This is a genomic window from Acinetobacter gerneri DSM 14967 = CIP 107464 = MTCC 9824, assembly GCF_000368565.1.
GTDB classification, from domain to species: domain Bacteria; phylum Pseudomonadota; class Gammaproteobacteria; order Pseudomonadales; family Moraxellaceae; genus Acinetobacter; species Acinetobacter gerneri.
Map to the genome: position 1 here is coordinate 334,258 of NZ_KB849544.1, position 12,968 is coordinate 347,225.

The window sequence follows — 12,968 nt, forward strand, 5'->3', positions numbered from 1 at the left end:
TCAGGCGTATAAATTCCTTATTTTTGTTATGGAATTAATAGATGCATTTTATCTTTTCCATCTATAAATAGAATTTTACTTATAATATTCAATTTAAACTCAATCAGTTAAATCCCTACTTTTTTACTATATTTTATTTAAAAATAATAAGTTAACAGCAACCATTGCCTGAAGATTCATACAAAATAATGTATAACAGTTGATATCTCTCTATCAGAACGAATATCTATTCAAAATATTTTTATATTTGGGGCAAACCATGATCAATCAATTTTTACCAAGCTTGGATAAATTTTTAGAAACAGAACTGCAATATATCGAATATTTTAATAGTAAAGGTGAAAAAGATGTCCTCGGGCGAGTGATTTCCAATATGAAAGGAACAGCAGAAATTCAAGCCTCGCAAGGCGTCGATGCATGGCTAGCCTATGGTGTCTATTTACCTGCGATTGAACGTATTTTTGCATTGCACAATGGTGAAACTGAAACTGAGTTTTATCAAAGAACTCAATATCCTCAAGATATCGTTGAAGCCTACACCCTCAAAGATCACGATATCGCGACCTTAATCGCCGCTGACAAATACAGTCGAATCCATCAGCAAACCGTTGCCGTCAATACATCTATATGGGCGTTGAATGATCAGGGTCGCAGTATTGACTTATCAGAATATGAAAATCGACTTAAGGCTAAAATTTAACAGATATATTCTAAATGAATAATTAAAAAATCTAGAGAATGTAAGATTCATTTTCACCATTCTCTAGATTTTTAAAAGATATTTATAGATTTATGAGCTAACTTTTATAAATAGAAGTTATCCTTATCCTACGCTTCGCGCAAACTGTGAAAAGACTTCCAATACTCATTTTAAAAATAAAAATGATGAATTGTTGCGTATTTTCGGTTTATGAAAGAGAACTATTTTAGAAAATGATGCGATTAATCATCTAATTGCTGAAATTCACGAATATTTAATTCACTCACTTCACCACGCCAAATCCATTTTAGTTTACTGTCGATAAAATTATCGCCTTCAAACCAAACAAATAGACCTTCCATCATTTTTGGCCAATCATCTCGATCCACCTGATTACGCCCAGAAATGACTGCGATAATCGCCGCAAGTATGGTGTCATGACTAACCGCAAGACTTAAGCCATGACTATGAGCAGGATGCGTATTGTAAATCAATTCTAAAACATCAACCACGCCAGAAATTGGGTGTTTCATCCCCGGCAATGCATTTTGTACGAAGCTATTGATGAAACCAATTGCACCTTGTTTTTTGAAATATGGCGCAGCTTGTTTGATATCCAGAACAAAGCTCCCTGGTTCAACCAATAAGCCTTGCTCCACGATCTCAATACGATGAGTATTATTTTTACGTGTCAGATCATCCGCACCTTGAATCATCAAAGCAGCGGTATCTACACAACGTTGAATCGGACTAGAAATACAATGCTGAATAATACGATCAGTATTGTGAATAAGATATGCACCCCATGATTGCGCTAACTCACGCCCCTGTTCCGTCAGTTGTAAATCATAGCCAGCTAAACCCTGCCCATCAACCACTTGGCGGATAGAATGACGTGTAAATAATGTCACGGGAGTTTTTTCGTCTGGTAATAAATCGATGGCTTTTAACATGCTCGAAGGCAATAATTCGAGGGACATATCAACTCTTATCTTGAATATTTTTTACCATGTCACTATAACATGCGGACTCAAACTCTCAATCTTACAAACTGACATTTTTTAATGCTTCTAAAGCAATTTCTTGGTTTTCCTTATCTCGATATGCGATAAAGCCAGCGTTGAGTACAGTATCTCGTTGGTTATAAGTAAATGGGATGCCCTCTAGGCTCACCAAACCACCACCAACACTTTCGAGTAAGCCCTGTCCCGAACTGGTATCCCATTCAGAGGTTGGATGGAAACGAGGATAAATATCGATCTCGCCCTCCAACATCATACAAAATTTGTAAGCACTGCCTGCTTCTCGACGTATTACTGGATTTTCTTGCTCAATAAAATCGATATATTGTTGATATTTTGGATTTTTACTGCTGTGGCTTAACCCAATTTGAATCGCATCTGACTCGGTCGCTTTATATTTACTATAACGCTCCCAAGTTTTTTGGCTAAAAGAATATTTATATGGCAATTCTGTTAAATATCCGAGATACATGACCTGTTCACAAGGCACTGCAATGATCGAAAATATGGTCTGATGATTGTCAATTAAGCTTAAATTGATCGTAAATTCATCACGCTCATGGATAAACTCTTTCGTTCCATCCAAAGGATCCAGCATCCAACATTTAGACCATGCATGGCGATCAGAATAATCACTTTCCTCAGATAAAACTGGAATATCTGGCGTTAACTCAGCCAAAACTCCCATCAAATAACGATTAACTTTAAGATCAGCCTGTGTAACGGGAGAATGATCCTCTTTCTCATCTATGTTGAAATCACGCCCAGCACAATAATTTTGATACTCTTCTAATAATATTTGGCTAGCATTTGCCAAAATCGGGAGTAATTTTAAAATTTGTTCATCTTGCGGTGCTTGAGTTGTGATAAACATAGATTTAAACCTATTTAAAGTCCAATTGAGCAAAAACTTTCGTCTTTTTGATCTGGATAAAAGTGTATAAAGCTTTGATTTTAAAATTATTAAAATCATCCAATCCTGCGTTTTTACAGGATTAATTTTAAAGCATGTTATACAGAAAAAAACCACATGAAGTGATGCATCTTATTATAAAGCTGTAACTAAGTATATAAACTATATGATAAATTTCATTACAAAACATGAATCTAAAAGTTTTATACTTGTACTGATATAATGGGATCTGTCAAGACCATTGCTCATTTTGAAACGACTCTTAAACTGCTTGTTTAATCTCTAATATTTCCATTCGCTTTTTACTATCGAAGACTTATATTTAGGTAATCCTCCCATAACTAACTGAAGTTAAAAGTAGAGGTTAAGCAGCCATTAGAGGAGGCCTTCCTTTGTTGGCTTGGTGTGGTCTTTCATGATTGTAATGCCATAGCCAATTCGTTGCATAATCTTGTACTTCATCCAAAGTATCAAATAAATGTTTGCTTAGCCAACTATAACGTATGGTTCGATTATAGCGTTCAATATACGCATTCTGTTGTGGGTTACCTGGTTGAATATGTTCAATACGAATACCGTGTTCAGTTGCCCAGCGTACGAATTCATGACTGATAAACTCAGGTCCATTGTCGCATCTAATCACCAAAGGTTTTTCCCGATATTCCAACAACTGATTGAGTGCTCGAATAACTCGTATTGCAGGTAGTGAGAACCCTGCTTCAATAACTAAACCTTCGCGGCGGTAATCATCAATCACATTCAATAATCGAAATTTGCGACCATCGGAAAGCTGATCGTGCATAAAATCCAGTGACCAGACCTGATTTTCACGGATGGGTTCTTTCAATGGTTCAGGCGCATGTCGTTTTAGTCTTCTTCTTGGCTTAATACGCAGATTCAGTGCTAACTCACAGTAAATGCGGTAAACCCGCTTGTGATTCCAACAGTGACTCTTAACATGCCGTAAATATGAGAAGCATAGACCAAAGCCCCAATCGGAATTTTCCTCAGTGAGGTCTATGAGCTGTTCTGCAATGAGCACATTGTCATCACTGAGTTTAGCTTGATAACGGTAGCAGGTTTCACTTATGCCAAATGCAGTGCAAGCCAAACGGATACTAACAGCATGTCGGGCCACTGCATGTTGAGCCATCTGACGTCGACAAGATGGCTTCACCACTTTTTTGACATCGCTTCCTGAATAATTTCTGCCTTTAACCGCTCTTCAGCATACATTTTTTTCAGTCTGGTATTTTCTGTTTCCAACTCTTTCAGCCGTGCCATCAAAGATGTATCCATGCCGCCATATTTAGCACGCCATTTATAGAAGGTTGCATTACTCATACCGTGTTCACGACATAGGGCAGCAACAGGTGTACCAGACTCCGCTTGCTTTAAGATGGACATGATCTGGCTGTCTGTAAATTTAGATGTTTTCATGCAGAATCTCCTGCTTGTATCTTAAGAGAAAATTCTACTTTTAGATCCTATTATTTTTAGGGGGGATTACCATTAGGTTATGAACATAGTCATGGTTCAACTAGATTTGATTTAAAAAAATTAACTTTATTTTCCTCTACTCCCGATGGTATTACTCGTTCAATGGACAGAGTTGGTAGTAGTACTAATCACTTATTTTTGCACCTGTCATGTTTATTGGCATTTCATTTATATTTTCATCAAAACTTATGCCCAGTTCCTTCTTTTTTAGTATTAGATCAACCAAGTCAAGTTTGCTTTCCTGAAATTTATCCTTATGAAACATTGAAAGATAATTATGAGCTTTATATAAAGAGTCTTGATATAATTGAAGTTAAAGCTATATTTAAATTTTTATTAAAATATACAAAAGAATATTATAAAGATTTTCAAATTATTTTATTAGAACACGCTTTCATTGATGAGCCATGGTTTACTGAATTATTAGTTGAAGAACAGTGGATCGATGATAAAGCGTTAATACCATCATCTTGGATTAATTAAAGTAATTTAAATTATCTATTGACAAATAAATGTAAGTTAACTTACATTTATCTCGCAGACAATAAAAAAGCACTCTGTCCTTTCAACTCTAGAGTGCTTAATACAACTAATTGCGAGATAAATTATGAACGCAAAAGCGAATTTTACAATATTGGGGTAATGACAACGACTGCTATTGGCATGTCATTGGGGACTATGGCGTGTACCGACCACACATCAACACGATTACCACAACTCACCTATCCAAACGTTGCACCAAGCGACCATGGTATACAAACCTTAAATATTATCACTGACCATACAGGCAAAGCCATCATCAAACTTGATAGCTTTACCCTACTTGTCGGTTTTGACTACTTAGCCCATCCTGACAGCTACGGCGTTGCAGGCTACGAATATACCGCCGTGGAAATCACCGATATTACCGTTGACCAAACCATAGACATTGACGGTACATATCACAGAGATTTCACCTATCATAACGACATACTCAATATCAAACAGCTATTGGTTGCCTATATAGAGAAAAATCAACTTGTGGAGGTAGCGTCATGAGTGATTATCAGTGTGATATATGCAAAAAATACAAAGCTGTAGACCTCTCAAAAATAAAAATAGGCGATGACGTAAAATTTACCGTCAAAGTTTCAACCTCTCGCTCAATTCGTCTAACTTCAAAAAGTGGAACTGTAGTTGCTCGTGATGAAAACGCACTTATGGTACGTGCACGTAAAAGCATTTATAACATCGATTTATCTGAAGTTACCCCTGAAGGTGCACCAAATAACTTAACTTATGCCTTGTTTGGTACTTGTGAATGTGAGGGAGAAAACACATGATTTCATCTCCTCCAAAACAGTCCTACTACTGCGAACATATCGCTGATACAGCTGAGGGCGAACGCTACCGTTTAGGTACAGAAAATCCAAAGTACTACGTCCTCAAAGCCAAAACTAAAAAGGACTATAACCAAACAGGCATATTGGAAACACACGATATCTATCGCGAATATCCTGCGAGTTTATACCATATACCCGATCATAAAGTTGCCAACTGGTTAAATCGCTACCTGACCAAAGCACGCCAGGCAATGAGAAATAATCGCTATAACCAAATCTTGGGTGATACAGGTTTTTTCAGTCATCTGATTATAAAAAATGGCAAAAACATGGTTGATATGGGCACTAATTTGGGGCAAAAAAATGAATAATCCTGAACATATACAGCTAAATACTTTGCAAAAGGTACAACTTGAACTCAAAGCACCAAAAAGTAAGAAAAATACATTTGGCAATTATATGTACCGCAATTGCGAAGATATCCTTGAAGCGGTTAAACCATTGTTGCAAAAACATAATGCAACCTTAATCGTGACCGACGATGTTCAAGAAGTCGGCTCAGTCGTGATCGTTTCAGCAAAAGCCGTATTTACTGATGCAAATGGCAAAGAAACGATTGTTACGGCGCATGCAGGTGTCGATATCCATAAAAAAGGTATGGATGTAGCACAAACATTCGGTGCATCTAGTTCCTACGCCCGTAAATATGCACTGAATGGCTTGTTCTTAATCGACGATACCAAAGACTATGATTCGGATGAATATCAACATCAGATCAACAATTCGAATAAATCGTCGAACTCAAAACAAACTAATCCTCAGCCACTTACGAATAGTAATAAAAACCAAGTACAAACACAGCAAAAAACTGCAACAAAACCTAAACGCAGTATGAATGAAGCTTATAACGATGCACTCAAAGCAATACCGAATGCACCAGATACAACGATTTTAAATGTGGCCATGAAGCACTTTAAAGGAACAACTTTTGAAGCAGGAATACTCAAAGCCTGCCAAGCCAAATGCGACCTTGAAGGTTGGGTACCAGCTTAAAACATTTTTTAATTTTATTTGGGGAAATAAATGAACGTATTAACACAAAAAGAAGCAAAACTCGCTTGGGCAAATAACGAAGCATTATTGATCAACAATATTGCTGAAAACGGCTGGGAAGAATTCTTTCCAGCAAATTGGGGATGTGATGTATTTAATACCTTCCAGTTTGAGATCAAACCACGCATTGTCCTGATTGGCGATATCGAAGTACCCGAGAACCAATCAAAGAACCTTTAAGCAAAGGACAAGCATATTTTGTGCCTTCGCTACTCACAGACAAACTGGCCAACCAACTTAAATGGAAAAACTCAGCCACAGACAAAACTTTGTTAGAACGTGGATTGGTTCATTTAAACGAAGATGATGCCATCTGCCATGCCCAAGCACACATTATTGTAAGTGGAGGTGCTATACAACGTAATGACAATATAGCCTCGATAGATAAAATTGTACTATTTAAAGATCCAATCACTCAAAATGAAACAATTACAGACGAGTTGCAAACTGCAAGTGCTGAACAAGTAACTGAATTAAGGCAAGACCAACAAGAACTATTGGATGAGCTCTTACCACGAGTAGATAGTGCCCAAACACCAAATGAAGCCACTGCACTTTCTGGCTATACCACGTCATGGACTGAGCAACAACGCAAACCACTTCTTGATAAAATTCATAAACGATTAGTCGAATTAAATCCTATCAGTGCTATTCCACCAAAAGAAGCGCCTTCATTAATGGTCAGGATCGAAAATGCACCAGACTTAGTGACATTGTCAGAATTAGAAATTGAAGTGAAAGGCCGCCATCCAGATATACAGCCAAAATTGATGGGCTATGTTAAAAAGCGTCGTTATGAATTAGATAATGCATAACTGGAACAAGTTATGCTAGGGGAAAATAATGCAATGGTTTTTATTGGGGTTTGAATGTTCCTTTGCGATATGCAGGACAATTTATATATTTTATAAAATGTGGGGATGGAAATTACTAAATGTTGGGAGAAGATGATCGAAGCATCACAGGATGCCATCTCATGAATGATTATTTATTTAAATGTTATTGTAAAAATAAGCATCTTGAAAGTGAGAGAGTTAGAAAACCTGGGAAGCGTTACGGTCTAAATTACCATGTATTAGTTCCGACTTGATCTGACACAGGTCTTGAAAAAGAGAAAGTTACCCGTTTTGATAAAGGTGTCGAATCTAAACAAAACAAAGGTAACTTTCTATGATGCATACTAGCAATCAAATCATTAAACACAAAGTGGGCTTACTCAATTTAGCTGAAGAACTTCAAAATGTTTCCAGAGCTTGTAAAGTGATGGGCGTATCTAGAGATACATTCTATCGCTATCAAGAACTCACCGAATCAGGTGATATGGATGCATTGATCAATAAATCCAAACGTGTACCTAATTTAAAAAATCGAGTTGATGATCATATCGAAAAAGCCGTTATTGATTATGCCATTCAATACCCTGCATACGGACAACACAGAACAAGTAATGAACTACGTAAACAAGGTGTTTTTGTATCAGGCAGTGGAGTTCGATCTATTTGGCTTCGCCATGATCTAGAGAACTTTAAAAAGCGACTCAAGGCATTAGCAGCTAAAGTTGCTCAAGAAGGTATTCAGCTGAATGATCAGCAAATAGCTGCATTGGAGCGTAAACATGAAGATGATATTGCATGTGGTGAAATTGAAACAGCTCATCCAGGCTATTTAGGTTCACAAGACACTTTCTATGTCGGTAATTTAAAGGGCGTGGGGCGTATCTACCAACAGACATTTATTGATACTTATAGCAAGATCGTACACTGCAAACTTTACACAACAAAGACACCAATTACTTGCGCTGATTTATTAAATGATCGTGTCCTGCCTTTTTATCAGTCACAAGGTTTACCAATGCTTCGAATTCTGACAGATAGAGGAACGGAATATTGCGGAAAGATAGAACATCATGATTATGAATTATATTTAGCAGTCAATGATATAGACCATACAAAGACGAAAGCTGCATCCCCACAAACCAATGGTATATGTGAACGCTTCCATAAAACAATTTTACAGGAGTTTTATCAAATCACCTTCAGGAAGAAACTTTATAGTTCGCTGGAAGATTTACAAATAGACCTAGACGAATGGTTAAAGTTTTATAATACTGAACGAACCCATCAGGGCAAAATGTGCAATGGTCGAACACCATTTGAAACATTGCTTGATGGAAAACGAATTTGGGCTGAGAAGAATTTAGCTCAAATTTAAACTGACAGTCACTATTAAAAATGGGTAACTGTCAGATCAGGTCTGAGCTAGTACAATTACCATGACTTGGTTTGGTCTCGTTGTGCTTGTGCTTCTTATTATCAGATCAAACAAATCCCATTAATTTAGGAGAATAATTTATGAATACTTTAACTAATTCAAACCAATCAAAATTATACATATGCACATCTGAACTTTTAAAAAGATACGGAATTACAAAATGTACTTTGATCAATTGGCGTAATAATCGAGATTTCCCCCAACCTATTGTCAAGGCACATGGTAGAAGCAATAGCCGTTACGGTGTTAAAGCGGTAGCAACTTGGGAAGAAAACAATGGAATGTTTGATGCCCTCTCCATAGACCCCTTGCTCCCTACTAACTCGCGATTTTCAATAATTGCACATAGCTTATAGAACCATTTACTATAAGCTTGTGCTTGAGGCTCTAAATACTCATGTAAATCATAAGTACCCCAAATTTGAGGTAAAGCATGTCCAAGCATTATTTCGCAAATATGAGGTGGGGCAATACCTGAAATGTGTGTACGCATGGTTCTTCTAAGGTCATGTATGGTCCAATGCTCAATTTCATGCCCGTATGCTTTTTTTATATTTCGGTTGATATATTGAGGTATTGAAATCTGAAACCCTTTATTTACAACATCATATCTTTGACCATAGCTCGTCGCAAATGCAAATTCACATTCTTCTGGTGTCAATGCAAAAACACTTTTTAAGTATGGGATAATTTCAAGAATAATAGGTCGCACAATAGCTTTATTCTTTTTCTTACCTGTTTTATGGTTATCAGCTGGAATGGTCCAAATCCCTTCATCAAAATCAAAGTCAGATTTTTTCGCTAAACGAAGTTCACTTTCACGACAACCAAAAAATAATAATAGTAAAATAATCGCTTTATTTTTGGCTGGTGTATTTACTGAATTTTGAGAAGCGTTAACTACCCGGTATATTTCCAGCTCACTTAAAAATCGATCGCACACCACTTTCTTTACGTTTAAGTCTGCTGACCTTAAATGCTCAAGAGTTTGGTACTTTAGCATTCCATGCCCCCCCCCAGCGCATAATCATACGCAGATTGCCTAATATCTTTACTGCAACTGTATTTGCCTTTTCTGCAATATCAAAAAGTATACTCGACCATTCTTGTAACGTAATCTCATCGCAAATACGTTTACCACATTTGGGATACAAATGAAGTTCGAAAGCTCTCATGTCATCAGGTTGTGCTACTTTATCTTTGGCAACTTTTAAAAACCATACTTTACTTATTTCTTTTACAGTAGGTTGACTAATATAATCAGTAGCACGCTTAAATTTTAATTGTTGTGGATCCCTACCCTGATCTAAGTCTGACTTATAATCTAGCACGATTGCTCGTGCTTCTTTTAAAGATGTAAATGGGTATGTACCAATGTCAATTCATTTTCCTTGACCATTGAATCGATAACGGTATTGAAATACTATCTTCCCCGTTAGGTGAAATACGTACTGAAAGTGAATCTTTGTCATTAATGACTTCAATCTTATCTCTCGGCTTTCCATTAATTGATTTAAGCCATGAATCACTTAATGCCATTTTAATTTCTCAGTATGTATTAAGCTTATTTTAGCATCTAATCGTAAAAACTATGTACATAATTTAGTTTAAAATAAGATTATCGTTGTTAAACTTTAAACTAATATCAGATGCTTAGACAATGCATAAATTTAAATATACCACTGTAATTTAATGGTTTTTTATAAATTAACTGCACTTTAAAGCCATTAGAGGTTTTTTAAATGAATAAACCTATCATTATGTTCGATATGGATGGAACATTACTTGATCTGGCATTCGATGATTTGATTTGGAATCACAAACTTCCTGAACGTCATGCGCTCACTCACAAATGTTCACTCGAACAAAGTCGTGCAACTTTATATGAATTCTATCAAGAACATAAACACACTTTGTCTTGGTACTCTTCAAATTATTGGACTTCAAAAGTAGGGGTTGATGTTTTAAAACTTCAATATGAATTTCAAGATAAAATTGCACCACGTCAAGGTTGTTTTGAACTTTTAGATCATTTAAAACAGCAAGGTTATCGTTGTTGGTTAATGACCAATGCAGATCTGGCAAGCCTCAATTTAAAGCTTGAAAATGTCAATTTACGGCATTATTTTGAAGTAATCGTCAGCAGTGAAGAGATTGGTTATTCCAAAGAATTTATTGAGTTTTGGCAGATTGTTCAGGAAAAATACCCTTTTGATCCTGCTCAAACATTTTTAATCGATGATACTGCCCCAGTTTTACAAGGTGCTGGTAAATTTGGTATAGAAAATTTAATTACTATTTTGCAGCCCTCCACGCTCAATGCACCACGAAATGCTTTGGAACTCAACTATCCAGCGATCCAAAATCTGACTGAACTTGAACCATACTTAGACCAATATCAAAAGGAATTCAATGCAAAAACAGCTTGAGCAATCCGCTTTACAATCGATGCGTGTCGATAAATGGTTATGGGCTGCACGTTTCTTTAAAACTCGCTCAATTGCAAAAGATGCGATTGAGGGAGGAAAAGTACATCACAATAATGAACGCGTAAAAGTTTCTAAAGAAATTCGTGTTGGAATGGAGCTCACCATCCAGCAAGGTATTGATCGCAAAACAGTGATGATCAAGGCTTTGTCTGATGTGCGTGGACCTGCTCCAATTGCGCAGCAACTTTATGAAGAGACTGAAGTAAGTATTGCCCGTCGGGAATTGATTAGCACACAAAGAAAACTGCACAATCTTGCTCGACCAGAGCACCGACCGAGCAAAAAAGATCGTCGTGAGATCAGCAAATTTAAGCAAGAAAATGATCAACAATTTGATCAAAATTGGTCTTATAATGACGATTAAATTATGCTGATATTTCAAAATGATTAAGCTTGCCAATTTGAAATATCAGTCATTCCGAGTGCGACATAGTATGTCGCCTATATACAATTAGATATAGTACATCGTAAATTTTTCTGTCACTATACGCTTCGTGGACAAAGATCGAATTTAAGACATCCACTTAAGTATTTGGTGATATTTACATTGGTTTGAGGTTATAAGATGGATGACAACAAAAGTAAGGCGCTAAACGCTGCCCTTAGCCAAATTGAAAAACAATTTGGTAAAAATACAGTAATGCGTTTAGGTGATAACACCGTTCAAGCGGTTGAATCTGTATCTACAGGTTCATTAACACTTGATATTGCATTGGGGATTGGTGGTTTACCTAAAGGACGTATTGTTGAAATTTACGGTCCCGAATCTTCTGGTAAAACCACAATGACATTACAAGCAATTGCACAATGTCAAAAAGCGGGTGGTACTTGTGCATTTATCGATGCAGAACATGCACTTGATCCTCAATACGCGCGTAAACTTGGTGTTGATATCGACAATCTTCTTGTTTCACAACCAGACAATGGTGAACAAGCGCTTGAAATTGCAGATATGCTCGTTCGTTCTGCCGCTATTGATATGATCGTGATCGACTCCGTTGCAGCATTGACACCTAAAGCAGAAATCGAAGGTGAAATGGGTGATTCACACATGGGCTTACAAGCTCGTTTGATGAGCCAAGCACTTCGTAAAATCACAGGTAATGCTAAACGCTCGAACTGTATGGTGATCTTCATTAACCAAATTCGTATGAAAATTGGTGTAATGTTCGGTAGCCCAGAGACAACGACTGGTGGTAATGCCCTTAAATTCTACGCTTCTGTACGTCTAGATATCCGTCGTATCGGTCAAGTGAAAGAAGGCGACGAAATTGTTGGTTCAGAAACCAAAGTTAAAGTCGTTAAAAATAAAATGGCTCCTCCTTTCCGTGAAGCAATTTTCCAAATTATGTACGGTAAAGGTGTGAATCATCTTGGTGAATTGGTCGATCTCGCAGTTGCTCAAGAGTTGGTACAAAAAGCCGGTGCATGGTATTCATACCAAGGCGACAAAATTGGTCAAGGTAAAAATAATGTGATTCGTCACTTAGAAGAAAACCCTCAATTGGCTCAAGACCTTGATCGTATGATCCGTGAAAAACTACTTGTATCTGCAAATGCAGCACCTGTAGAAGAAAAAGACGATGAAGAAGTTCCAGATTTTCTAGAAGGCTAATCCCCTTTTATTAAAATATCAGA

General features: G+C 36.9%; 17 protein-coding genes and 1 pseudogene. 13 read left to right on the forward strand and 5 right to left on the reverse strand.

Translation table 11 applies throughout. The features are described from left to right. Nucleotides 1–259 precede the first annotated feature (259 nt). Nucleotides 260–700, forward strand: coding sequence for a hypothetical protein (locus F960_RS12840; protein WP_004865800.1), 441 nt, complete (start codon nt 260–262; stop codon nt 698–700). Between the two features lie 242 nt (nt 701–942). On the opposite strand, the gene F960_RS12845 is transcribed toward F960_RS12840, so the two are convergent. From F960_RS12845 to F960_RS12855, 3 genes are all read right to left on the reverse strand, one after another. After that, entirely contained in the window at nt 943–1,680 is a 738-nt protein-coding gene (locus F960_RS12845; protein ID WP_004865801.1) for a histidine phosphatase family protein, read from the reverse strand. A 64-nt stretch (nt 1,681–1,744) separates the two neighbouring features. Then, nucleotides 1,745–2,596 carry a 3'(2'),5'-bisphosphate nucleotidase CysQ family protein gene (locus tag F960_RS12850; protein ID WP_004865802.1) on the reverse strand — a complete coding sequence of 284 codons (852 nt, stop codon included), beginning with the start codon at nt 2,594–2,596 and terminating at the stop codon, nt 1,745–1,747. 403 nt (nt 2,597–2,999) lie between these two features. Then, nucleotides 3,000–4,075, reverse strand: a protein-coding gene (locus F960_RS12855) for an IS3 family transposase (RefSeq protein ID WP_085945825.1) whose coding sequence is annotated in 2 segments (ribosomal slippage) — nt 3,000–3,823 and nt 3,823–4,075 — 1,077 coding nt in all. Because the reading frame shifts where the segments join, the coding sequence is not laid out codon by codon here. Nucleotides 4,076–4,168: 93 nt separating this feature from the next. Between F960_RS12855 and F960_RS12865 the strand changes: the two are divergent. From F960_RS12865 to F960_RS23220, 9 genes and pseudogenes are all read left to right on the forward strand, one after another. Then, a pseudogene (locus F960_RS12865) lies at nt 4,169–4,618 on the forward strand (DUF3732 domain-containing protein); the annotation flags it as partial. Between the two features lie 159 nt (nt 4,619–4,777). Then, the gene (locus F960_RS12870) at nt 4,778–5,173 is read left to right on the forward strand and encodes a hypothetical protein (protein ID WP_004865805.1); all 396 of its coding nucleotides are present in this window, start codon (nt 4,778–4,780) and stop codon (nt 5,171–5,173) included. After that, nucleotides 5,170–5,457, forward strand: a complete 288-nt coding sequence (locus F960_RS12875; protein WP_004865806.1) for a hypothetical protein — start codon at nt 5,170–5,172, stop codon at nt 5,455–5,457. Before F960_RS12870 ends, F960_RS12875 begins: the two co-directional genes overlap by 4 nt. Next, nucleotides 5,454–5,828 carry a hypothetical protein gene (locus tag F960_RS21570; protein ID WP_004865807.1) on the forward strand — a complete coding sequence of 125 codons (375 nt, stop codon included), beginning with the start codon at nt 5,454–5,456 and terminating at the stop codon, nt 5,826–5,828. Before F960_RS12875 ends, F960_RS21570 begins: the two co-directional genes overlap by 4 nt. Further along, entirely contained in the window at nt 5,821–6,510 is a 690-nt protein-coding gene (locus F960_RS12885) for an ERF family protein (protein ID WP_020846566.1), read from the forward strand. Before F960_RS21570 ends, F960_RS12885 begins: the two co-directional genes overlap by 8 nt. Nucleotides 6,511–6,540: 30 nt before the next feature. Continuing rightward, a complete protein-coding gene (locus tag F960_RS21575) occupies nt 6,541–6,750 on the forward strand; it encodes a hypothetical protein (RefSeq protein ID WP_004865814.1) in 210 nt (69 codons plus the stop codon). Between the two features lie 20 nt (nt 6,751–6,770). Further along, the gene (locus F960_RS12890) at nt 6,771–7,385 is read left to right on the forward strand and encodes a hypothetical protein (RefSeq protein ID WP_004865815.1); all 615 of its coding nucleotides are present in this window, start codon (nt 6,771–6,773) and stop codon (nt 7,383–7,385) included. A 355-nt stretch (nt 7,386–7,740) separates the two neighbouring features. Further along, nucleotides 7,741–8,781 (forward strand): IS481 family transposase, encoded by a 1,041-nt coding sequence (locus F960_RS12895; RefSeq protein ID WP_004857494.1) that lies wholly within the window; start codon nt 7,741–7,743, stop codon nt 8,779–8,781. 140 nt (nt 8,782–8,921) lie between these two features. Continuing rightward, nucleotides 8,922–9,197, forward strand: a complete 276-nt coding sequence (locus tag F960_RS23220; protein ID WP_004865817.1) for a hypothetical protein — start codon at nt 8,922–8,924, stop codon at nt 9,195–9,197. Here F960_RS23220 and F960_RS22995 read toward each other — a convergent pair. Together F960_RS22995 and F960_RS23000 are read right to left on the reverse strand one after the other, a co-directional pair. Next, a complete protein-coding gene (locus tag F960_RS22995; RefSeq protein WP_004865818.1) occupies nt 9,080–9,844 on the reverse strand; it encodes a tyrosine-type recombinase/integrase in 765 nt (254 codons plus the stop codon). The two genes, F960_RS23220 and F960_RS22995, sit on opposite strands and share 118 nt — an antisense overlap. Beyond that, nucleotides 9,822–10,172, reverse strand: coding sequence for a hypothetical protein (locus F960_RS23000; RefSeq protein ID WP_004865819.1), 351 nt, complete (start codon nt 10,170–10,172; stop codon nt 9,822–9,824). The genes F960_RS22995 and F960_RS23000 overlap by 23 nt, the downstream gene beginning before the upstream one ends. Nucleotides 10,173–10,583: 411 nt before the next feature. Here F960_RS23000 and F960_RS12905 point away from each other — a divergent pair, with 411 nt between their 5' ends. The 3 genes from F960_RS12905 to recA all read left to right on the forward strand — a co-directional run bounded on the left by F960_RS12905 (nt 10,584) and on the right by recA (nt 12,945). Next, a complete protein-coding gene (locus tag F960_RS12905; RefSeq protein ID WP_004865821.1) occupies nt 10,584–11,270 on the forward strand; it encodes an HAD-IA family hydrolase in 687 nt (228 codons plus the stop codon). Continuing rightward, entirely contained in the window at nt 11,254–11,694 is a 441-nt protein-coding gene (locus F960_RS12910; RefSeq protein ID WP_004865823.1) for an RNA-binding S4 domain-containing protein, read from the forward strand. The genes F960_RS12905 and F960_RS12910 overlap by 17 nt, the downstream gene beginning before the upstream one ends. A 201-nt stretch (nt 11,695–11,895) precedes the next feature. After that, entirely contained in the window at nt 11,896–12,945 is a 1,050-nt protein-coding gene (gene recA / locus F960_RS12915; RefSeq protein ID WP_004865825.1) for a recombinase RecA, read from the forward strand. The last annotated feature ends 23 nt before the right edge of the window (nt 12,946–12,968 follow it).

Bases quoted from the DNA above. Each gene is read 5' to 3' on its own strand.
- F960_RS12840 (WP_004865800.1), top strand. From the start codon at position 260: ATGATCAATCAATTTTTACCAAGCTTGGATAAATTTTTAGAAACAGAA.
- F960_RS12845 (WP_004865801.1), bottom strand. From the start codon at position 1,680: ATGTCCCTCGAATTATTGCCTTCGAGCATGTTAAAAGCCATCGATTTA.
- F960_RS12850 (WP_004865802.1), bottom strand. From the start codon at position 2,596: ATGTTTATCACAACTCAAGCACCGCAAGATGAACAAATTTTAAAATTA.
- F960_RS12870 (WP_004865805.1), top strand. From the start codon at position 4,778: ATGACAACGACTGCTATTGGCATGTCATTGGGGACTATGGCGTGTACC.
- F960_RS12875 (WP_004865806.1), top strand. From the start codon at position 5,170: ATGAGTGATTATCAGTGTGATATATGCAAAAAATACAAAGCTGTAGAC.
- F960_RS21570 (WP_004865807.1), top strand. From the start codon at position 5,454: ATGATTTCATCTCCTCCAAAACAGTCCTACTACTGCGAACATATCGCT.
- F960_RS12885 (WP_020846566.1), top strand. From the start codon at position 5,821: ATGAATAATCCTGAACATATACAGCTAAATACTTTGCAAAAGGTACAA.
- F960_RS21575 (WP_004865814.1), top strand. From the start codon at position 6,541: ATGAACGTATTAACACAAAAAGAAGCAAAACTCGCTTGGGCAAATAAC.
- F960_RS12895 (WP_004857494.1), top strand. From the start codon at position 7,741: ATGATGCATACTAGCAATCAAATCATTAAACACAAAGTGGGCTTACTC.
- F960_RS23220 (WP_004865817.1), top strand. From the start codon at position 8,922: ATGAATACTTTAACTAATTCAAACCAATCAAAATTATACATATGCACA.
- F960_RS22995 (WP_004865818.1), bottom strand. From the start codon at position 9,844: ATGCTAAAGTACCAAACTCTTGAGCATTTAAGGTCAGCAGACTTAAAC.
- F960_RS12905 (WP_004865821.1), top strand. From the start codon at position 10,584: ATGAATAAACCTATCATTATGTTCGATATGGATGGAACATTACTTGAT.
- F960_RS12910 (WP_004865823.1), top strand. From the start codon at position 11,254: ATGCAAAAACAGCTTGAGCAATCCGCTTTACAATCGATGCGTGTCGAT.
- recA (WP_004865825.1), top strand. From the start codon at position 11,896: ATGGATGACAACAAAAGTAAGGCGCTAAACGCTGCCCTTAGCCAAATT.